The sequence below is a fragment of the Shigella dysenteriae genome (genome assembly GCF_022354085.1).
GTDB classification, from domain to species: Bacteria; Pseudomonadota; Gammaproteobacteria; order Enterobacterales; family Enterobacteriaceae; genus Escherichia; species Escherichia coli.
Window position 1 is genome coordinate 121,518 of the sequence record NZ_CP055055.1, and the last position, 20,327, is coordinate 141,844.

Sequence of the window (20,327 nt, forward strand, 5' to 3'; positions counted from 1 at the left end):
TCAACCCCCTGCAATAACCTGAAAAAGCAGGATCTGGTCGCCATCCTGCACGATATGTTGCGTCCACTGCTCACGCGGGACGATTTGATGATTAATCGCCAGAGCCGCGCCCGCTTGTCGTTGGTCGAGTTGCTCCAGTAGTTCGTGAACAGTTTGCCCGGCGGCGCACTGCATCGGTTGATCGTTAAACAGGATCTGCATTGCTTCCTCCGCATACCGGGCAACCACTGGCGCGGCGCAACGCCAGGCTGCGCCACTGGCTCGACTTACCGTCGAACAGTCGGAGTTCTCCCGCAGGCGTCTCTATACCGCTTAATAACTTAATGGCTTCCAGTGCCTGCAAAGTGCCCATAACCCCGACCACCGGGCCAACCACGCCCGCCGTGCGGCAGTTGCGTTCTGGCTCCTGGTTATCTGGCCACAGGCAGCGGTAACACCCCTGCTCCCAGGGCGGCGTCAGTACCATCAACTGACCGCCAAATCCGACCGCGCTGGCGGTGATAAGCGGCGTGTTGAGTGCCACGCAGGCGGCATTAATCTCCTGGCGAGTCGCCATATTGTCGGTACAGTCGAGCACCACATCGGCTTGTGCAACCGCATCTTTTAACGCCTCACCCGTTAACCGTTGTTGTAATGCTGTCAGTTGAATATCGGGATTCAACTGTGTCAGTCGCTGATGGCTGACCTGCGATTTCGGGCGATCGATATCTTCAGTGGTAAAGAGGATTTGTCGTTGCAGATTGCTTAAATGCACATCGTCGTCATCTGCCAGTACCAGCGTCCCGACGCCAGCGCCCGCCAGGTATAGCGCAGCAGGTGTACCCAGCCCGCCAAGACCGATAATCAGCACCTGGCTGTCGAGCAGTTTTTGCTGCCCGTCAAGAGCGATATCGTCGAGCAGGATTTGGCGGCTATAACGCATAAAGTCACGGTCATTCATCGCCAACTCCTGCAATTTCCAGCAACTGTGCCGTTGCCAAACGCCAGTCTGCGGCTTGAGTAATGGCGCTGACGACGGCGATACTGCCGACACCCGTTGCTATCACCGCAGGCGCGCGTGCCAGACTGATACCGCCAATCGCCACGGTGGGATAATCCGCCAGTCGCTCAACATGCCGTGCCAGCTGTTCCAGCCCCTGCGGTGCAGAAGGCATCTGTTTGGTTTGCGTCGGGAATACATGTCCCAGCGCGATATAAGAGGGGCGTGCTGCCAGCGCGACGTCGATTTCCATATCGTCATGTGTCGAAACGCCCAGCCGCAGGCCTGCCGCGCGGATGGCATTGAGATCGGTGGCTTGCAAATCTTCCTGCCCCAAATGGACGCCATACGCCTGATGCTTGATCGCCAGCCACCAGTAATCGTTGATAAACAATCGCGCGTTATAGCGGCGGCCCAGTGCAATTGCCGCCACGACATCGGCTTCCACCTCTTCATCGCGCCGATCTTTGATGCGTAGCTGGAGAGTACGTACGCCTGCATCCAACAGACGTTCGATCCAATGTACGCTGTCCACCACCGGGTACAGTCCTAAACGAAAAGGTACAGGAGGAAAATCAGGCTGATACATCACGCTTCCTCCTTACGCAGGTAGATTTCTCCGCCTCTGGCACGGAAGTTCTCCGACATATCCGCCATTCCCATTTCAATAGTTTGCGTGGCGGCGTAATCACGCACTTCCTGGCTGATTTTCATCGAGCAGAATTTCGGCCCACACATGGAGCAAAAATGGGCGACTTTACCTGACTCTTGCGGCAGGGTTTCATCGTGATAAGCGCGGGCGGTAAACGGGTCGAGGGCCAGATTAAACTGGTCTTCCCAGCGAAATTCGAAGCGGGCTTTCGACATGGCGTTATCGCGAATTTGCGCGCCCGGATGCCCTTTCGCCAGGTCAGCGGCGTGGGCGGCAATCTTATAGGTGATAAGCCCCTGCTTAACATCTTCTTTATTAGGCAGACCCAGATGCTCTTTTGGCGTTACGTAACAGAGCATCGCGCAGCCAAACCAGCCAATCATCGCCGCACCAATCCCCGACGTGAAGTGGTCATAGCCCGGCGCAATATCGGTAGTTAGCGGCCCCAGAGTGTAAAACGGCGCTTCGTGGCAGTGCTCTAACTCCTCGGTCATATTGCGGCGGATCATCTGCATCGGCACGTGGCCTGGGCCTTCAATCATCACCTGCACATCATATTCCCAGGCGATTTTTGTCAGTTCGCCCAGCGTATGCAGCTCGGCAAACTGCGCTTCATCGTTGGCGTCCTGAATAGAACCGGGGCGCAGACCGTCGCCCAGCGACAGCGAAACGTCATAAGCGGCACAGATTTCACAAATTTCGCGGAAGTGTTGATAGAGGAAATTTTCCTGATGATGGGAGAGGCACCATTTCGCCATAATCGAACCGCCGCGCGAGACGATACCGGTCAGGCGTTTCGCGGTCATCGGCACATAGCGCAGCAGCACCCCTGCATGGATAGTGAAGTAATCCACACCTTGCTCGGCCTGTTCCAGCAGCGTGTCGCGGAACGCTTCCCAGGTAAGATCTTCGGCGATCCCGTTAACCTTCTCCAGCGCCTGGTAGATCGGCACTGTACCGATCGGCACTGGGCTGTTACGCAAAATCCACTCGCGGGTTTCGTGAATATAGCGACCGGTGGAGAGATCCATCACCGTATCCGCTCCCCAGCGCGTGGACCATACCAGCTTTTCCACTTCTTCTTCGATGGAAGAGGTGACCGCTGAGTTGCCGATATTGGCGTTAACTTTTACCAGGAAGTTACGGCCAATAATCATCGGCTCCGATTCCGGATGATTAATGTTGGCCGGGATAATCGCACGTCCGGCAGCAACTTCATCACGGACAAATTCCGCAGTGATATTTTCTGGCAGACGTGCGCCAAAGCTCATTCCCGGATGCTGGTGGCGTAAAACTTCGCTACGGATGCGCTCGCGGCCCATATTCTCGCGGATGGCGATGAATTCCATTTCCGGTGTGATGATGCCCTGGCGGGCGTAGTGCAGTTGGGTGACGCGGCGTCCTGTTTTGGCGCGTTTTGGCGTTAATAAGCCGCTAAAACGTAGCTCGTCGAGGCCATCATCTGCCAGCCGCGCTTTAGTGTAATCGGAACTGCGCACGGTAAGTTCTTCGGTATCGCCGCGCGCATCGATCCACGGCTGGCGTAGTTTTGCCAGCCCTTGCTGCACGTTAATGGCGATCTGCGGATCGCCATACGGGCCGGAGGTGTCGTAGACCGGAATCGCTTCGTTTTCTTCGTACTGCGGCTGTTCTTTGCTACCGCCAATTAGCGTCGGGCTAAGCTGGATCTCACGCATCGGCACGCGCACGCCGGGTTGTGTGCCAGTGATATAAATGCGTTTTGAGTTGGGAAAGGCGGTGCCTTCCAGGGTGTCGATAAAATGTTGGGCCTGGGCGCGTTGTTCGCGACGGGTCAGTTTTGTTGCAGACATAGCTCATTCCAAAAAGTTAAGGACGTGGCTTGTCAGACGACGGATGAAGCAAGAGACGATCGCCGCAAAGGCGATGCGATAGCAGATTAACTCTTGTTCCCTTCGCAGGTATTAGCCTGATCAGGTTCCGCGGATCCCGAATAAACGGTCTCAGCCAGTTAAGGCACTCCGACAAGAAATTAGCCCCACAAACGGGGCGTTGAATGTAAATTACGCGTTAACAGCGCAGAACTCAAGCAGGATGTTTGACGCGGGCGGCGTCAAGCACCAGCAGAATCAGCTTATCTTCCAGCACAAAGCGCGCTTCCAGCGCCTCGCCGATGTCAGATAAAACCTGTTGAAACTCAAGGTAATTATCATGATCGATAGCGGTTTCCAGGCTGGAATCGTAGTAATCCATAATCTGTTGGGTATTGGCTTCGAGTTGCGGCCAAATCTTCGCGGCGCGCGCGAGTTGCCCGTTGCCTTCCAGCTTATGAAGAATGCGCTCATAAATACTGAAATGTCCGGCAGACAAGTAATCGACCAGGCTCTGACAAAAATCATCAAGGGCTTTTTCGTTTAGCCTCATGTACGATTCTTTGCCAGGCTTAATGCCAACCAGATTGTAGTAAGCCACGAGCAGATGCTTACGTACATGTAGCCAGCGATCAACCAGTTTGTTACTTCCTCTGACGCGCTCCGTCAGGTTATCGAGCTGGTTAAGCATGATTGACTCCGCAAGTTTGTATTCAAAAACTGCTCAGTGAAAAATGTAAAAACCATGTTAAACATGCCAGTGATGCAAAGGTAGTGCAAGAGCTATGGATCGTATAATTGAAAAATTAGATCACGGCTGGTGGGTCGTCAGCCATGAACAAAAATTATGGTTGCCGAAGGGAGAATTGCCATATGGCGAAGCGGCAAATTTCGATCTTGTGGGTCAGCGCGCACTACAAATCGGCGAATGGCAGGGGGAACCTGTTTGGTTAATACAACAGCAGCGGCGTCACGATATGGGGTCGGTACGTCAGGTCATTGATCTCGATGTTGGGCTGTTTCAACTGGCCGGACGTGGCGTGCAACTGGCGGAGTTTTACCGATCGCATAAATACTGTGGTTACTGCGGGCATGAAATGTATCCAAGCAAAACCGAATGGGCGATGCTGTGCAGCCATTGCCGTGAGCGTTACTACCCGCAAATCGCCCCCTGCATTATTGTTGCCATCCGTCGCGATGATTCGATCCTCCTCGCCCAGCATACCCGCCATCGTAACGGTGTCCATACGGTACTTGCCGGATTCGTCGAAGTGGGCGAAACCCTCGAGCAGGCGGTCGCGCGGGAAGTGATGGAAGAGAGCGGCATCAAAGTTAAAAACTTGCGTTATGTGACTTCCCAGCCGTGGCCGTTTCCTCAGTCTTTAATGACCGCGTTTATGGCGGAATATGACAGCGGCGACATCGTGATCGACCCGAAAGAATTGCTCGAGGCGAACTGGTATCGCTATGACGATTTGCCGTTACTCCCGCCGCCCGGCACCGTGGCGCGCCGTCTGATAGAAGATACGGTGGCGATGTGTCGGGCAGAGTACGAGTGATGATACACTGACCGCCTGACGCACTAAGGAACAGCCAAAATGACCGAACTTAAAAACGATCGTTATCTGCGGGCGCTGCTGCGCCAGCCCGTTGATGTCACTCCAGTATGGATGATGCGCCAGGCGGGTCGCTATCTACCGGAATATAAAGCCACGCGCGCCCAGGCGGGCGATTTTATGTCGCTGTGCAAAAACGCCGAGCTGGCGTGTGAAGTGACCTTGCAACCGCTGCGTCGCTACCCGCTGGATGCGGCGATCCTCTTTTCCGATATCCTCACCGTCCCGGACGCGATGGGGTTAGGGCTCTATTTTGAAGCCGGAGAAGGTCCGCGTTTTACCTCGCCAGTCACCTGCAAAGCTGACGTCGATAAACTGCCAATTCCGGACCCGGAAGATGAACTGGGGTACGTGATGAACGCGGTGCGTACCATTCGTCGCGAACTGAAAGGCGAAGTGCCGCTGATTGGTTTTTCCGGCAGCCCGTGGACGCTGGCGACCTACATGGTGGAAGGCGGCAGCAGCAAAGCCTTCACCGTGATCAAAAAAATGATGTATGCCGATCCGCAGGCGCTGCACGCTCTACTCGATAAACTGGCGAAAAGCGTCACTTTGTATCTGAATGCGCAGATTAAAGCCGGTGCTCAGGCTGTGATGATTTTCGACACCTGGGGCGGCGTGCTTACCGGGCGCGATTATCAACAGTTCTCGCTTTATTACATGCATAAAATTGTTGATGGTTTACTGCGTGAAAACGACGGTCGCCGCGTACCGGTCACGCTGTTTACCAAAGGCGGCGGACAGTGGCTGGAAGCCATGGCAGAAACCGGTTGCGATGCGCTGGGCCTCGACTGGACAACGGACATCGCCGATGCGCGCCGCCGTGTGGGCAATAAAGTCGCGTTGCAGGGTAATATGGATCCGTCGATGCTGTACGCGCCGCCTGCCCGCATTGAAGAAGAAGTAGCGACTATACTTGCAGGTTTCGGTCACGGCGAAGGTCATGTCTTTAACCTTGGTCACGGCATTCATCAGGATGTGCCGCCAGAACATGCTGGCGTGTTCGTGGAGGCAGTGCATCGACTGTCTGAACAGTATCACCGCTAAGGAGCGATTATGGATCTCGCGTCATTACGCGCTCAACAAATCGAACTGGCTTCTTCTGTGATCCGCGAGGATCGACTCGATAAGGATCCGCCGGATCTGATCGCCGGAGCCGATGTCGGGTTTGAGCAGGGCGGAGAAGTGACGCGAGCGGCGATGGTGCTGCTGAAATACCCCTCGCTTGAGCTGGTGGAGTATAAAGTGGCCCGCATCGCTACCACCATGCCTTACATTCCAGGTTTTCTTTCCTTCCGCGAATATCCTGCGCTCCTGGCAGCGTGGGAGATGCTGTCACAAAAACCGGATTTAGTGTTTGTCGATGGTCATGGGATCTCGCATCCTCGCCGTCTTGGCGTCGCCAGCCATTTTGGTTTGCTGGTGGATGTGCCGACCATTGGCGTAGCGAAAAAACGACTATGCGGTAAATTCGAACCGCTCTCCAGCGAACCGGGCGCGCTGGCCCCACTGATGGATAAAGGCGAGCAGCTGGCCTGGGTCTGGCGCAGCAAAGCGCGCTGTAACCCGTTGTTTATCGCTACCGGCCATCGGGTCAGCGTGGACAGCGCGCTGGCGTGGGTACAACGCTGCATGAAAGGCTATCGTCTGCCGGAGCCAACGCGCTGGGCGGACGCGGTGGCCTCGGAACGTCCAGCGTTCGTGCGCTATACAGCAAATCAGCCCTAATTCAGGTAAACTGCGGGTAATTTCCGTATTTGAGAACTCAACATGTTACAAAACCCAATTCATCTGCGTCTGGAGCGCCTGGAAAGCTGGCAGCATGTCACTTTCATGGCTTGCTTATGCGAACGCATGTACCCCAATTACGCCATGTTCTGCCAGCAAACCGGTTTTGGCGATGGGCAAATTTACCGCCGTATTCTCGATCTCATCTGGGAAACGCTGACCGTCAAAGACGCAAAAGTAAATTTCGACAGCCAACTGGAGAAATTTGAAGAAGCGATTCCTTCAGCCGACGATTTCGATCTGTACGGCGTTTATCCGGCAATCGATGCCTGCGTGGCGTTAAGTGAACTGGTCCATTCGCGTTTGAGTGGTGAAACGCTCGAACACGCGGTGGAAGTGAGTAAGACCTCCATCACGACCGTTGCGATGCTGGAAATGACTCAGGCTGGTCGCGAAATGAGCGATGAAGAGCTCAAAGAAAACCCAGCTGTAGAGCAAGAATGGGACATTCAGTGGGAAATATTCCGACTTTTAGCTGAGTGCGAAGAACGCGATATCGAGCTGATAAAAGGCCTTAGGGCAGACCTGCGTGAGGCGGGTGAGAGCAATATTGGTATAATTTTTCAGCAATAAGACCAGAAAACGTGATTTAACGCCTGATTTGTCATACCTGGAGTCTTCCCTTTCGCCCCCCGTCTGGTCTACATTTGGGGGGCGAAAAAAAGTGGCTATCGGTGCGTGTATGCAGGAGAGTGCTATTCTGGCATTTCCGTCGCACTCGATGCTTAGCAAGCGATAAACACATTGTAAGGATAACTTATGAACAAGACTCAACTGATTGATGTAATTGCAGAGAAAGCAGAACTGTCCAAAACCCAGGCTAAAGCTGCTCTGGAGTCCACTCTGGCTGCAATTACTGAGTCTCTGAAAGAAGGCGATGCTGTACAACTGGTTGGTTTCGGTACCTTCAAAGTGAACCACCGCGCTGAGCGTACTGGCCGCAACCCGCAGACCGGTAAAGAAATCAAAATTGCCGCAGCTAACGTACCGGCATTTGTTTCTGGCAAGGCACTGAAAGACGCAGTTAAGTAAGATTGCGTGGCAGTGAACAGTTTTAACGAAGGGGTGGTTTCACCCCTTTTGTCTTTCTGGCGTCGATCATTGATGCTGGCAGGTGCGCTGTTTCTCACTGCCTGTAGTCACAACTCGTCACTTCCTCCCTTTACCGCCAGTGGATTTGCTGAAGACCAGGGCGCGGTACGTATCTGGCGAAAAGACAGCGGCGATAATGTGCATCTGCTTGCCGTGTTTAGCCCGTGGCGCAGTGGCGATACCACGACGCGAGAGTATCGCTGGCAGGGCGATAACCTCACGCTCATCAATATCAATGTTTACAGCAAACCGCCGGTGAACATTCGCGCGCGTTTTGACGATCGCGGTGATCTGAGCTTTATGCAACGTGAATCCGATGGGGAAAAGCAGCAGCTTTCTAACGACCAAATCGATTTATACCGTTATCGGGCTGATCAGATCCGCCAGATTAGCGATGCCTTACGTCAGGGGAGAGTCGTGCTGCGCCAGGGGCGCTGGCATGCGATGGAACAGACCGTGACCACCTGCGAAGGGCAAACCATTAAACCTGATTTAGATTCGCAGGCGATAGCGCATATCGAGCGCCGCCAGAGCCGCTCTTCTGTTGATGTCAGCGTGGCATGGCTGGAAGCGCCCGAAGGTTCGCAATTACTGTTAGTGGCAAACTCTGATTTCTGTCGCTGGCAACCCAACGAGAAAACGTTCTGATTTACCAGTGGCCCATCCCCATATGACCGCCACCACCGCAGCCGCCGTAGCCCATGCCCATTCCGGCTCCGCGCGGAATACCCGCTTCAGCCATCGCAATATCCCGTTTCACCCGTAACTCATCTAACGACTGACGCAAATTCTCCATCTCTTTGGCGACCGCGTTAATTTTGCTGCTATCCGGTGGGTTCGCGGCTAACAGGGCATTGTATTCATAACGCTTCGTCACTAGTTGCTGTTGCAGTGCGCTGCTTTGAGCGTAAAAGTCATTATGGATTTTCTGCCACGCTGTCTGTTGTTCGCTGGTCAAAGGCGCGGCATTTTGCTGCCACATACCGTGTCCGCCGTGAGCAAATGCAGATGTCGATCCCATCGCCATTGCTGAAAGCGCCATCATCACCAGGGCAATTTTCGTGTTCCGTTTCATGGTTAATCCTCCAGTGGTTGTCTTACTTCGGGTATTGCATCTTCCGTGCCAACGATGAAACGCTGATATGACGGGTAATCTGGCATGATAAACGAGTAAAAATGACTCGCCTGCTGCGGGTAGCGAGTCATTTTTACTCATTGAAACTTAAGCCTTTGTGTTACAGCGCAGGGTAAGCGCTGATAAAAGATGGCATGATTTCTGCTGTCAGAAAGGGATGAGCAGGCAAAGAAGAAGATGCGTTTTATGCAACGTTCTAAAGACTCCTTAGCTAAATGGTTAAGCGCGATCCTCCCCGTGGTCATTGTTGGGCTGGTAGGGTTGTTTGCGGTGACGGTGATTCGCGATTATGGGCGCGAGACTGCCGCCGCCAGACAAACGCTGCTGGAAAAAGGCAGTGTACTTATTCGCGCTCTTGAATCCGGCTCGCGCGTCGGCATGGGGATGCGCATGCATCATGCGCAGCAGCAGGCCTTACTGGAAGAAATGGCCGGGCAGCCTGGAGTACGTTGGTTTGCGGTCACGGATGAACAAGGAACAATCGTGATGCATAGCAACTCCGGCATGGTGGGAAAACAGCTTTATTCCCCGCAGGAAATGCAGCAGTTACATCCGGGAGATGAAGAAGTGTGGCGGCGGATCGATAGCGCAGACGGCGAGCCTGTTCTGGAAATTTATCGCCAGTTTCAACCGATGTTTGCTGCTGGAATGCACCGGATGCGCCATATGCAGCAGTATGCCGCGACACCACAAGCAATTTTCATCGCTTTCGACGCCAGTAATATTGTGAGTGCCGAAGATCGTGAGCAGAGAAACACCCTGATTATCCTCTTCGCCCTGGCGACGGTCTTGCTGGCAAGCGTATTGTCATTCTTCTGGTATCGCCGCTATCTGCGCTCGCGCCAGCTTCTACAAGATGAAATGAAGCGCAAAGAGAAGCTGGTGGCGCTGGGGCATCTTGCGGCAGGCGTTGCCCACGAAATCCGTAACCCACTTTCCTCGATTAAAGGACTGGCGAAATACTTTGCCGAGCGCGCGCCTGCAGGGGGAGAAGCGCATCAACTGGCGCAGGTGATGGCGAAAGAGGCCGACCGTTTAAACCGCGTGGTAAGCGAGCTGCTGGAACTGGTTAAGCCAACGCATCTGGCATTGCAGGCGGTGGATCTCAACACGCTGATTAACCACTCATTACAGCTGGTAAGCCAGGATGCAAACAGCCGGGAGATCCAGTTACGCTTTACCGCCAACGACACATTACCGGAAATTCAGGCCGATCCGGACAGGCTGACTCAGGTCCTGTTGAATCTCTATCTCAATGCTATTCAGGCGATTGGTCAGCATGGCGTGATTAGCGTGACGGCCAGCGAAAGCGGCGCGGGCGTGAAAATCAGCGTTACCGACAGCGGTAAGGGAATTGCGGCAGATCAGCTTGAAGCCATCTTCACTCCGTACTTCACCACCAAAGCCGAAGGCACCGGATTGGGGCTGGCGGTCGTGCATAATATTGTTGAACAACACGGTGGTACAATTCAGGTCGCAAGCCAGGAGGGAAAAGGCTCAACGTTCACCCTCTGGCTTCCGGTCAATATTACGCGTAAGGACCCACAAGGATGACGCACGATAATATCGATATTCTGGTGGTGGATGATGACATTAGCCACTGCACTATTTTGCAGGCTTTACTGCGCGGCTGGGGCTATAACGTCGCGCTGGCGAACAGCGGGCGACAGGCGCTGGAGCAGGTGCGGGAACAGGTTTTTGATCTTGTGCTTTGCGATGTGCGAATGGCGGAGATGGACGGCATCGCCACGCTGAAAGAGATCAAAGCGTTAAACCCGGCAATTCCGGTACTGATTATGACCGCGTACTCCAGCGTCGAGACGGCGGTAGAGGCACTGAAAACTGGGGCGCTGGATTATCTCATCAAGCCGCTGGATTTCGATAACCTGGAGGCGACGCTGGAAAAGGCGCTCGCGCATACGCACAGTATTGATGCTGAAACACCTGCGGTGACTGCCAGCCAGTTCGGTATGGTCGGTAAAAGCCCGGCGATGCAACACCTGCTCAGTGAAATCGCCCTCGTCGCGCCATCGGAAGCCACGGTGCTGATCCACGGCGATTCCGGCACCGGTAAAGAGCTGGTCGCCAGGGCGATTCACGCCAGTAGCGCACGTAGCGAAAAACCGCTGGTAACGCTCAACTGTGCGGCACTCAACGAATCCTTGCTGGAATCTGAATTGTTCGGTCACGAAAAAGGGGCGTTTACTGGAGCCGATAAACGCCGGGAAGGGCGCTTTGTTGAGGCGGACGGCGGCACGCTGTTTCTCGATGAAATTGGCGATATCTCGCCGATGATGCAGGTGCGTCTGCTGCGTGCGATTCAGGAGCGCGAAGTTCAGCGTGTCGGTAGCAACCAGACTATCTCGGTTGATGTCCGGCTGATTGCGGCGACCCATCGCGATCTTGCCGCAGAGGTGAATGCCGGGCGTTTTCGCCAGGATCTCTACTATCGCCTGAATGTGGTGGCGATTGAAGTACCATCGCTGCGGCAACGGCGGGAAGATATCCCTCTGCTGGCTGGCCATTTTCTTCAGCGCTTTGCCGAGCGTAATCGCAAGGCGGTAAAAGGCTTTACGCCACAGGCGATGGATTTGCTGATCCACTACGACTGGCCGGGAAATATTCGTGAACTGGAAAACGCGGTGGAACGGGCGGTGGTGCTGCTGACCGGGGAATATATTTCCGAACGCGAGCTGCCGCTGGCGATTGCCGGTACGCCGATCCCGCTGGGGCAAAGTCAGGATATTCAGCCGCTGGTGGAAGTCGAAAAAGAAGTGATTCTGGCGGCACTGGAGAAAACGGGCGGCAACAAAACCGAAGCCGCCCGTCAGTTAGGGATCACGCGCAAAACGCTATTGGCAAAACTGTCGCGTTAGTTCTGCTCGCGTTCGATAGCGCGCCAGCCGATATCTTTCCGGCAGAAGCAGTCGTCCCAGTGAATATCGGTCATTAAGGCATAAGCGCGTTTCTGCGCTTCTGCCACGGTATGACCCAGCGCGGTGACGCACAGTACGCGCCCGCCGCTGGTTACTACCTGCTCGTTATCCGCCAGTTTCGTGCCCGCGTGGAACACTTTGCCGTCAGCCACTTCTTCCAGCGGCAGGCCGTGGATCACATCGCCGGTGCGGTAATCGCCCGGATATCCACCCGCAGCCATCACCACGCCGAGAGAAGCACGCTCATCCCACTCGGATGTTTTCTCGTCCAGCTTGCCTTCACAGGCTGCCAGGCAGAGTTCAACCAGATCGGACTTCATACGCAGCATGATTGGCTGGGTTTCCGGATCGCCAAAGCGGCAGTTAAATTCAATAACCTTCGGATTGCCCTGTTTGTCAATCATCAGGCCCGCGTAGAGAAAACCGGTGTAGGTGTTGCCTTCCGCCGCCATGCCTTTCACGGTTGGCCAGATAATACGTTCCATGGTGCGCTGATGAACTTCATCGGTTACTACCGGCGCGGGGGAGTAAGCGCCCATCCCGCCCGTGTTTGGTCCGGTATCTTTATCGCCTACGCGTTTGTGATCCTGGCTGGTAGCCATCGGCAGCACATGCTCGCCGTCCACCATCACGATAAAGCTCGCTTCTTCGCCATCGAGGAACTCTTCGATAACGATGCGATGACCTGCGTCGCCAAAAGCGTTGCCCGCCAGCATATCGTGAACAGCCGCTTCCGCTTCTTCCAGCGTCATCGCCACGATAACGCCTTTCCCGGCAGCCAGACCGTCCGCTTTAATGACGATTGGCGCGCCTTTCTCACGCAGATACGCCAGCGCAGGTTCTACCTCGGTGAAGTTCTGGTATTCCGCCGTAGGGATCTTATGGCGGGCCAGGAAATCTTTGGTAAACGCTTTTGAGCCTTCCAGTTGGGCCGCACCTGCGGTTGGGCCGAAGATTTTCAGCCCGGCAGCGCGGAAGGTATCGACCACGCCTTTCACCAGCGGCGCTTCCGGGCCGACGATGGTCAGATCAATCTTTTCGTTTTGTGCGAAATCCAACAGCGCCGGGATATCGGTCACGCCGATAGCGACGTTTTGCAGCGTGGGTTCCAGCGCTGTGCCTGCGTTACCCGGAGCAACAAAAACAGTCTCAACCAGCGGCGACTGGGCCGCTTTCCAGGCCAGCGCGTGCTCGCGCCCGCCGTTACCAATCACTAATACTTTCATCTGTCGCTCCATTAATGGCGGAAGTGGCGCATATCGGTGAAGAGCATCGCAATACCGTGCTCGTCGGCGGCGGCAATCACTTCGTCATCACGGATAGAACCGCCAGGCTGGATTACGCAGGTCACGCCCGCAGCGGCTGCGGCATCAATACCGTCGCGGAACGGGAAGAACGCGTCAGAAGCCATCGAGGAACCTTTCACTTCCAGACCTTCATCGGCGGCTTTAATACCGGCGATTTTCGCGGAGTACACGCGGCTCATCTGGCCCGCGCCAATACCGATGGTCATATTGTTTTTGGCATAGACGATAGCATTGGATTTCACGAACTTCGCCACTTTCCAGCAGAACAGCGCATCACGCAGTTCCTGTTCGGTCGGCTGGCGTTTGGTGACGACGCGCAGTTCTTCTGCACCGACCATCCCCAGATCACGATCCTGAACCAGCAGACCGCCGTTCACGCGTTTGAAATCGAGGCCCGGAACACGCTCGCCCCACTGACCGCAGGTCAGAACGCGTACATTCTGTTTGGCGGCGGTGATTTTCAGGGCTTCTTCGCTGGCGGACGGCGCAATAATCACTTCAACAAACTGACGAGAAATGATGGCCTGTGCGGTTTCCGCATCCAGCTCGCGGTTAAAGGCAATGATGCCGCCGAATGCGGAGGTCGGGTCGGTTTTGTACGCGCGATCGTAAGCATCAAGAATGGAATTGCCGATAGCCACGCCGCAAGGGTTGGCGTGCTTCACAATCACACATGCCGGCTCGGCGAACTCTTTCACGCACTCCAGCGCCGCATCGGTATCGGCGATGTTGTTATAAGAGAGGGCTTTACCCTGAACCTGGGTTGCGGTAGCAACGGAGGCTTCTTTCACATTCTCTTCTATATAGAAGGCAGCCTGCTGGTGGCTGTTCTCGCCGTAACGCATATCCTGCTTCTTAATGAAGTTCAGGTTCAGCGTGCGTGGGAAGCGACCGGCGGCTTCTTTGCTTTCACCGTGGTAAGCCGGAACCATGCTGCCGAAGTAGTTGGCAATCATGCTGTCGTAGGCGGCAGTGTGTTCGAAGGCTTTGATGGCGAGGTCGAAACGGGTTGCAAGCGTCAGCGATCCTTCGTTGTCATCCATCTCTTTAATAATGGCGTCGTAGTCGCTGCTCTTCACCACGATTGCGACATCTTTATGGTTCTTGGCGGCGGAGCGCACCATCGTTGGGCCGCCGATATCGATGTTCTCAACCGCATCTTCCAGCGAGCAACCTTCACGGGCCACGGTCTGGGCGAACGGATACAGGTTAACAACCACCATATCGATAGGCTGGATCTGATGTTCTTCCATAATGGCATCGTCCTGGCCGCGACGGCCCAGAATGCCACCATGTACTTTCGGATGCAGGGTCTTCACGCGTCCATCCATCATCTCCGGGAAACCGGTGTAATCGGAAACTTCGGTTACCGGCAGACCTTTTTCTGCTAACAGACGGGCAGTGCCCCCTGTAGACAGCAGCTCCACACCGCGTGCGGAAAGTGCCTGGGCGAATTCGACGATACCGGCTTTGTCAGAAACACTGAGCAGAGCGCGGCGGACTGGACGACGTTGTTGCATGGTAAATCCCCTGGATTTGACTATTACAGAGAGCGTTAGCTGAATTTTTCGCGAAAAACTTAGCTAACGCCCCTAACGGGGCATCCTTATTTTTCGCCCGCATTGTAACGAAAACGTTTGCGCAACGCTCGCGAATTTTTCTCTTTCAATGGTGATCACAATTTTGACAGTGGTTACCGTGGGAAAAATACTGAAATCACATTGATGATTGTGGATAACTCTGTGCGTAAAAAGGTATAAAGCGGGGTTTTGCTGGGGAATGCAGCAGTCAGTCATTTTTCTGCAATTTTTCTATTGCGGCCTGCGGAGAACTCCCTATAATGCGCCTCCATCGACACGGCGGATGTGAATCACTTCACACAAACAGCCGGTTCGGTTGAAGAGAAAAATCCTGAAATTCAGGGTTGACTCTGAAAGAGGAAGGCGTAATATACGCCACCTCGCGACAGTGAGCTGAAAGCCGCGTCGCAACTGCTCTTTAACAATTTATCAGACAATCTGTGTGGGCACTCGAAGATACGGATTCTTAACGTCGCAAGACGAAAAATGAATACCAAGTCTCAAGAGTGAACACGTAATTCATTACGAAGTTTAATTCTTTGAGCATCAAACTTTTAAATTGAAGAGTTTGATCATGGCTCAGATTGAACGCTGGCGGCAGGCCTAACACATGCAAGTCGAACGGTAACAGGAAACAGCTTGCTGTTTCGCTGACGAGTGGCGGACGGGTGAGTAATGTCTGGGAAACTGCCTGATGGAGGGGGATAACTACTGGAAACGGTAGCTAATACCGCATAACGTCGCAAGACCAAAGAGGGGGACCTTCGGGCCTCTTGCCATCGGATGTGCCCAGATGGGATTAGCTAGTAGGTGGGGTAACGGCTCACCTAGGCGACGATCCCTAGCTGGTCTGAGAGGATGACCAGCCACACTGGAACTGAGACACGGTCCAGACTCCTACGGGAGGCAGCAGTGGGGAATATTGCACAATGGGCGCAAGCCTGATGCAGCCATGCCGCGTGTATGAAGAAGGCCTTCGGGTTGTAAAGTACTTTCAGCGGGGAGGAAGGGAGTAAAGTTAATACCTTTGCTCATTGACGTTACCCGCAGAAGAAGCACCGGCTAACTCCGTGCCAGCAGCCGCGGTAATACGGAGGGTGCAAGCGTTAATCGGAATTACTGGGCGTAAAGCGCACGCAGGCGGTTTGTTAAGTCAGATGTGAAATCCCCGGGCTCAACCTGGGAACTGCATCTGATACTGGCAAGCTTGAGTCTCGTAGAGGGGGGTAGAATTCCAGGTGTAGCGGTGAAATGCGTAGAGATCTGGAGGAATACCGGTGGCGAAGGCGGCCCCCTGGACGAAGACTGACGCTCAGGTGCGAAAGCGTGGGGAGCAAACAGGATTAGATACCCTGGTAGTCCACGCCGTAAACGATGTCGACTTGGAGGTTGTGCCCTTGAGGCGTGGCTTCCGGAGCTAACGCGTTAAGTCGACCGCCTGGGGAGTACGGCCGCAAGGTTAAAACTCAAATGAATTGACGGGGGCCCGCACAAGCGGTGGAGCATGTGGTTTAATTCGATGCAACGCGAAGAACCTTACCTGGTCTTGACATCCACAGAACTTTCCAGAGATGGATTGGTGCCTTCGGGAACTGTGAGACAGGTGCTGCATGGCTGTCGTCAGCTCGTGTTGTGAAATGTTGGGTTAAGTCCCGCAACGAGCGCAACCCTTATCCTTTGTTGCCAGCGGTCCGGCCGGGAACTCAAAGGAGACTGCCAGTGATAAACTGGAGGAAGGTGGGGATGACGTCAAGTCATCATGGCCCTTACGACCAGGGCTACACACGTGCTACAATGGCGCATACAAAGAGAAGCGACCTCGCGAGAGCAAGCGGACCTCATAAAGTGCGTCGTAGTCCGGATTGGAGTCTGCAACTCGACTCCATGAAGTCGGAATCGCTAGTAATCGTGGATCAGAATGCCACGGTGAATACGTTCCCGGGCCTTGTACACACCGCCCGTCACACCATGGGAGTGGGTTGCAAAAGAAGTAGGTAGCTTAACCTTCGGGAGGGCGCTTACCACTTTGTGATTCATGACTGGGGTGAAGTCGTAACAAGGTAACCGTAGGGGAACCTGCGGTTGGATCACCTCCTTACCTTAAAGAAGCGTACTTTGCAGTGCTCACACAGATTGTCTGATAGAAAGTGAAAAGCAAGGCGTCTTGCGAAGCAGACTGATACGTCCCCTTCGTCTAGAGGCCCAGGACACCGCCCTTTCACGGCGGTAACAGGGGTTCGAATCCCCTAGGGGACGCCACTTGCTGGTTTGTGAGTGAAAGTCACCTGCCTTAATATCTCAAAACTCATCTTCGGGTGATGTTTGAGATATTTGCTCTTTAAAAATCTGGATCAAGCTGAAAATTGAAACACTGAACAACGAGAGTTGTTCGTGAGTCTCTCAAATTTTCGCAACACGATGATGAATCGCAAGAAACATCTTCGGGTTGTGAGGTTAAGCGACTAAGCGTACACGGTGGATGCCCTGGCAGTCAGAGGCGATGAAGGACGTGCTAATCTGCGATAAGCGTCGGTAAGGTGATATGAACCGTTATAACCGGCGATTTCCGAATGGGGAAACCCAGTGTGTTTCGACACACTATCATTAACTGAATCCATAGGTTAATGAGGCGAACCGGGGGAACTGAAACATCTAAGTACCCCGAGGAAAAGAAATCAACCGAGATTCCCCCAGTAGCGGCGAGCGAACGGGGAGGAGCCCAGAGCCTGAATCAGTGTGTGTGTTAGTGGAAGCGTCTGGAAAGGCGCGCGATACAGGGTGACAGCCCCGTACACAAAAATGCACATACTGTGAGCTCGATGAGTAGGGCGGGACACGTGGTATCCTGTCTGAATATGGGGGGACCATCCTCCAAGGCTAAATACTCCTGACTGACCGATAGTGAACCAGTACCGTGAGGGAAAGGCGAAAAGAACCCCGGCGAGGGGAGTGAAAAAGAACCTGAAACCGTGTACGTACAAGCAGTGGGAGCCTCTTTTATGGGGTGACTGCGTACCTTTTGTATAATGGGTCAGCGACTTATATTCTGTAGCAAGGTTAACCGAATAGGGGAGCCGAAGGGAAACCGAGTCTTAACTGGGCGTTAAGTTGCAGGGTATAGACCCGAAACCCGGTGATCTAGCCATGGGCAGGTTGAAGGTTGGGTAACACTAACTGGAGGACCGAACCGACTAATGTTGAAAAATTAGCGGATGACTTGTGGCTGGGGGTGAAAGGCCAATCAAACCGGGAGATAGCTGGTTCTCCCCGAAAGCTATTTAGGTAGCGCCTCGTGAATTCATCTCCGGGGGTAGAGCACTGTTTCGGCAAGGGGGTCATCCCGACTTACCAACCCGATGCAAACTGCGAATACCGGAGAATGTTATCACGGGAGACACACGGCGGGTGCTAACGTCCGTCGTGAAGAGGGAAACAACCCAGACCGCCAGCTAAGGTCCCAAAGTCATGGTTAAGTGGGAAACGATGTGGGAAGGCCCAGACAGCCAGGATGTTGGCTTAGAAGCAGCCATCATTTAAAGAAAGCGTAATAGCTCACTGGTCGAGTCGGCCTGCGCGGAAGATGTAACGGGGCTAAACCATGCACCGAAGCTGCGGCAGCGACACTATGTGTTGTTGGGTAGGGGAGCGTTCTGTAAGCCTGTGAAGGTGTACTGTGAGGTATGCTGGAGGTATCAGAAGTGCGAATGCTGACATAAGTAACGATAAAGCGGGTGAAAAGCCCGCTCGCCGGAAGACCAAGGGTTCCTGTCCAACGTTAATCGGGGCAGGGTGAGTCGACCCCTAAGGCGAGGCCGAAAGGCGTAGTCGATGGGAAACAGGTTAATATTCCTGTACTTGGTGTTACTGCGAAGGGGGGACGGAGAAGGCTATGTTGGCCGGGCGACGGTTGTCCCGGTTTAAGCGTGTAGGCTGGTTTTCCAGGCAAATCCGGAAAATCAAGGCTGAGGCGTGATGACGAGGCACTACGGTGCTGAAGCAACAAATGCCCTGCTTCCAGGAAAAGCCTCTAAGCATCAGGTAACATCAAATCGTACCCCAAACCGACACAGGTGGTCAGGTAGAGAATACCAAGGCGCTTGAGAGAACTCGGGTGAAGGAACTAGGCAAAATGGTGCCGTAACTTCGGGAGAAGGCACGCTGATATGTAGGTGAAGTCCCTCGCGGATGGAGCTGAAATCAGTCGAAGATACCAGCTGGCTGCAACTGTTTATTAAAAACACAGCACTGTGCAAACACGAAAGTGGACGTATACGGTGTGACGCCTGCCCGGTGCCGGAAGGTTAATTGATGGGGTCAGCGCAAGCGAAGCTCTTGATCGAAGCCCCGGTAAACGGCGGCCGTAACTATAACGGTCCTAAGGTAGCGAAATTCCTTGTCGGGTAAGTTCCGACCTGCACGAATGGCGTAATGATGGCCAGGCTGTCTCCACCCGAGACTCAGTGAAATTGAACTCGCTGTGAAGATGCAGTGTACCCGCGGCAAGACGGAAAGACCCCGTGAACCTTTACTATAGCTTGACACTGAACATTGAGCCTTGATGTGTAGGATAGGTGGGAGGCTTAGAAGTGTGGACGCCAGTCTGCATGGAGCCGACCTTGAAATACCACCCTTTAATGTTTGATGTTCTAACGTTGACCCGTGATCCGGGTTGCGGACAGTGTCTGGTGGGTAGTTTGACTGGGGCGGTCTCCTCCTAAAGAGTAACGGAGGAGCACGAAGGTTGGCTAATCCTGGTCGGACATCAGGAGGTTAGTGCAATGGCATAAGCCAGCTTGACTGCGAGCGTGACGGCGCGAGCAGGTGCGAAAGCAGGTCATAGTGATCCGGTGGTTCTGAATGGAAGGGCCATCGCTCAACGGATAAAAGGTACTCCGGGGATAACAGGCTGATACCGCCCAAGAGTTCATATCGACGGCGGTGTTTGGCACCTCGATGTCGGCTCATCACATCCTGGGGCTGAAGTAGGTCCCAAGGGTATGGCTGTTCGCCATTTAAAGTGGTACGCGAGCTGGGTTTAGAACGTCGTGAGACAGTTCGGTCCCTATCTGCCGTGGGCGCTGGAGAACTGAGGGGGGCTGCTCCTAGTACGAGAGGACCGGAGTGGACGCATCACTGGTGTTCGGGTTGTCATGCCAATGGCACTGCCCGGTAGCTAAATGCGGAAGAGATAAGTGCTGAAAGCATCTAAGCACGAAACTTGCCCCGAGATGAGTTCTCCCTGACCCTTTAAGGGTCCTGAAGGAACGTTGAAGACGACGACGTTGATAGGCCGGGTGTGTAAGCGCAGCGATGCGTTGAGCTAACCGGTACTAATGAACCGTGAGGCTTAACCTTACAACGCCGAAGATGTTTTGGCGGATGAGAGAAGATT

General features: G+C 54.1%; 16 protein-coding genes, 1 tRNA gene, 2 rRNA genes and 1 riboswitch. Of the genes, 11 read left to right on the top strand and 8 right to left on the bottom strand.

The features are described 5' to 3' along the window. The 5 genes from thiS to rsd all read right to left on the bottom strand — a co-directional run bounded on the left by thiS (position 1) and on the right by rsd (position 4,172). Positions 1–201, bottom strand: coding sequence for a sulfur carrier protein ThiS (gene thiS, locus HUZ68_RS00585; RefSeq protein WP_001612143.1), 201 nt, complete (start codon positions 199–201; stop codon positions 1–3). Further along, positions 185–940, bottom strand: a complete 756-nt coding sequence (gene thiF, locus HUZ68_RS00590; protein ID WP_001318171.1) for a thiazole biosynthesis adenylyltransferase ThiF — start codon at positions 938–940, stop codon at positions 185–187. The genes thiS and thiF overlap by 17 nt, the downstream gene beginning before the upstream one ends. Further along, positions 933–1,568, bottom strand: a complete 636-nt coding sequence (thiE, locus tag HUZ68_RS00595) for a thiamine phosphate synthase (RefSeq protein WP_033814927.1) — start codon at positions 1,566–1,568, stop codon at positions 933–935. The genes thiF and thiE overlap by 8 nt, the downstream gene beginning before the upstream one ends. Continuing rightward, the gene (thiC, locus tag HUZ68_RS00600; protein ID WP_033814926.1) at positions 1,568–3,463 is read right to left on the bottom strand and encodes a phosphomethylpyrimidine synthase ThiC; all 1,896 of its coding nucleotides are present in this window, start codon (positions 3,461–3,463) and stop codon (positions 1,568–1,570) included. Before thiC ends, thiE begins: the two co-directional genes overlap by 1 nt. An 80-nt stretch (positions 3,464–3,543) precedes the next feature. After that, positions 3,544–3,644, bottom strand: a riboswitch (TPP riboswitch). A gap of 51 nt (positions 3,645–3,695) precedes the next feature. Further along, positions 3,696–4,172 (bottom strand): sigma D regulator, encoded by a 477-nt coding sequence (gene rsd / locus HUZ68_RS00605; protein ID WP_000934302.1) that lies wholly within the window; start codon positions 4,170–4,172, stop codon positions 3,696–3,698. A gap of 94 nt (positions 4,173–4,266) precedes the next feature. Here rsd and nudC point away from each other — a divergent pair, with 94 nt between their 5' ends. The 6 genes from nudC (at position 4,267) to HUZ68_RS00635 (ending at position 8,625) form a co-directional block, all read left to right on the top strand. Next, positions 4,267–5,040 carry an NAD(+) diphosphatase gene (nudC, locus tag HUZ68_RS00610; RefSeq protein ID WP_000373929.1) on the top strand — a complete coding sequence of 258 codons (774 nt, stop codon included), beginning with the start codon at positions 4,267–4,269 and terminating at the stop codon, positions 5,038–5,040. Between the two features lie 39 nt (positions 5,041–5,079). After that, positions 5,080–6,144 (top strand): uroporphyrinogen decarboxylase, encoded by a 1,065-nt coding sequence (gene hemE / locus HUZ68_RS00615; protein ID WP_000137657.1) that lies wholly within the window; start codon positions 5,080–5,082, stop codon positions 6,142–6,144. Positions 6,145–6,153: 9 nt separating this feature from the next. Continuing rightward, on the top strand, positions 6,154–6,825 hold the full coding sequence (gene nfi, locus HUZ68_RS00620) for a deoxyribonuclease V (protein ID WP_000362388.1): 672 nt from the start codon (positions 6,154–6,156) through the stop codon (positions 6,823–6,825). Between the two features lie 42 nt (positions 6,826–6,867). Beyond that, on the top strand, positions 6,868–7,458 hold the full coding sequence (locus HUZ68_RS00625) for a YjaG family protein (protein ID WP_000940106.1): 591 nt from the start codon (positions 6,868–6,870) through the stop codon (positions 7,456–7,458). Positions 7,459–7,644: 186 nt separating this feature from the next. Then, positions 7,645–7,917 (top strand): nucleoid-associated protein HU-alpha, encoded by a 273-nt coding sequence (hupA, locus tag HUZ68_RS00630; protein WP_001044513.1) that lies wholly within the window; start codon positions 7,645–7,647, stop codon positions 7,915–7,917. 12 nt (positions 7,918–7,929) lie between these two features. After that, complete coding sequence (locus HUZ68_RS00635; protein WP_001300651.1) at positions 7,930–8,625, top strand: DUF1481 domain-containing protein; 696 nt, start codon at positions 7,930–7,932, stop codon at positions 8,623–8,625. Between the two features lies 1 nt (position 8,626). Here the strand turns inward: HUZ68_RS00635 and zraP are convergent, their stop codons facing one another. Beyond that, positions 8,627–9,052 (bottom strand): zinc resistance sensor/chaperone ZraP, encoded by a 426-nt coding sequence (gene zraP, locus HUZ68_RS00640; protein WP_000828222.1) that lies wholly within the window; start codon positions 9,050–9,052, stop codon positions 8,627–8,629. Between the two features lie 237 nt (positions 9,053–9,289). Here zraP and zraS point away from each other — a divergent pair, with 237 nt between their 5' ends. Next, a complete protein-coding gene (zraS, locus tag HUZ68_RS00645) occupies positions 9,290–10,666 on the top strand; it encodes a two-component system sensor histidine kinase ZraS (protein WP_021578185.1) in 1,377 nt (458 codons plus the stop codon). Continuing rightward, the gene (gene zraR, locus HUZ68_RS00650; protein ID WP_096840543.1) at positions 10,663–11,988 is read left to right on the top strand and encodes a sigma-54-dependent response regulator transcription factor ZraR; all 1,326 of its coding nucleotides are present in this window, start codon (positions 10,663–10,665) and stop codon (positions 11,986–11,988) included. Before zraS ends, zraR begins: the two co-directional genes overlap by 4 nt. Here zraR and purD read toward each other — a convergent pair. Next, positions 11,985–13,274, bottom strand: coding sequence for a phosphoribosylamine--glycine ligase (gene purD / locus HUZ68_RS00655; protein ID WP_080030410.1), 1,290 nt, complete (start codon positions 13,272–13,274; stop codon positions 11,985–11,987). The genes zraR and purD overlap by 4 nt on opposite strands. An 11-nt stretch (positions 13,275–13,285) precedes the next feature. Beyond that, positions 13,286–14,875 carry a bifunctional phosphoribosylaminoimidazolecarboxamide formyltransferase/IMP cyclohydrolase gene (purH, locus tag HUZ68_RS00660; protein ID WP_001187564.1) on the bottom strand — a complete coding sequence of 530 codons (1,590 nt, stop codon included), beginning with the start codon at positions 14,873–14,875 and terminating at the stop codon, positions 13,286–13,288. Between the two features lie 616 nt (positions 14,876–15,491). On the opposite strand from purH, the gene HUZ68_RS00665 reads away from it, so the two are divergent. The 3 genes from HUZ68_RS00665 (at position 15,492) to HUZ68_RS00675 (ending at position 20,290) form a co-directional block, all read left to right on the top strand. Beyond that, positions 15,492–17,033: ribosomal RNA gene (locus HUZ68_RS00665) — 16S ribosomal RNA — on the top strand. 85 nt (positions 17,034–17,118) lie between these two features. Next, positions 17,119–17,194: transfer RNA gene (locus HUZ68_RS00670), tRNA-Glu, on the top strand. 193 nt (positions 17,195–17,387) lie between these two features. After that, positions 17,388–20,290, top strand: a 23S ribosomal RNA gene (locus tag HUZ68_RS00675). The 16S and 23S rRNA genes sit together here with 1 tRNA gene alongside, the layout of an rRNA operon. The last annotated feature ends 37 nt before the right edge of the window (positions 20,291–20,327 follow it).

What these genes read in the sequence shown, in the direction of transcription:
- thiS (WP_001612143.1), bottom strand. Translation starts at nt 201, where the DNA reads ATGCAGATCCTGTTTAACGATCAACCGATGCAGTGCGCCGCCGGGCAA.
- thiF (WP_001318171.1), bottom strand. Translation starts at nt 940, where the DNA reads ATGAATGACCGTGACTTTATGCGTTATAGCCGCCAAATCCTGCTCGAC.
- thiE (WP_033814927.1), bottom strand. Translation starts at nt 1,568, where the DNA reads ATGTATCAGCCTGATTTTCCTCCTGTACCTTTTCGTTTAGGACTGTAC.
- thiC (WP_033814926.1), bottom strand. Translation starts at nt 3,463, where the DNA reads ATGTCTGCAACAAAACTGACCCGTCGCGAACAACGCGCCCAGGCCCAA.
- rsd (WP_000934302.1), bottom strand. Translation starts at nt 4,172, where the DNA reads ATGCTTAACCAGCTCGATAACCTGACGGAGCGCGTCAGAGGAAGTAAC.
- nudC (WP_000373929.1), top strand. Translation starts at nt 4,267, where the DNA reads ATGGATCGTATAATTGAAAAATTAGATCACGGCTGGTGGGTCGTCAGC.
- hemE (WP_000137657.1), top strand. Translation starts at nt 5,080, where the DNA reads ATGACCGAACTTAAAAACGATCGTTATCTGCGGGCGCTGCTGCGCCAG.
- nfi (WP_000362388.1), top strand. Translation starts at nt 6,154, where the DNA reads ATGGATCTCGCGTCATTACGCGCTCAACAAATCGAACTGGCTTCTTCT.
- HUZ68_RS00625 (WP_000940106.1), top strand. Translation starts at nt 6,868, where the DNA reads ATGTTACAAAACCCAATTCATCTGCGTCTGGAGCGCCTGGAAAGCTGG.
- hupA (WP_001044513.1), top strand. Translation starts at nt 7,645, where the DNA reads ATGAACAAGACTCAACTGATTGATGTAATTGCAGAGAAAGCAGAACTG.
- zraP (WP_000828222.1), bottom strand. Translation starts at nt 9,052, where the DNA reads ATGAAACGGAACACGAAAATTGCCCTGGTGATGATGGCGCTTTCAGCA.
- zraS (WP_021578185.1), top strand. Translation starts at nt 9,290, where the DNA reads ATGCGTTTTATGCAACGTTCTAAAGACTCCTTAGCTAAATGGTTAAGC.
- zraR (WP_096840543.1), top strand. Translation starts at nt 10,663, where the DNA reads ATGACGCACGATAATATCGATATTCTGGTGGTGGATGATGACATTAGC.
- purD (WP_080030410.1), bottom strand. Translation starts at nt 13,274, where the DNA reads ATGAAAGTATTAGTGATTGGTAACGGCGGGCGCGAGCACGCGCTGGCC.
- purH (WP_001187564.1), bottom strand. Translation starts at nt 14,875, where the DNA reads ATGCAACAACGTCGTCCAGTCCGCCGCGCTCTGCTCAGTGTTTCTGAC.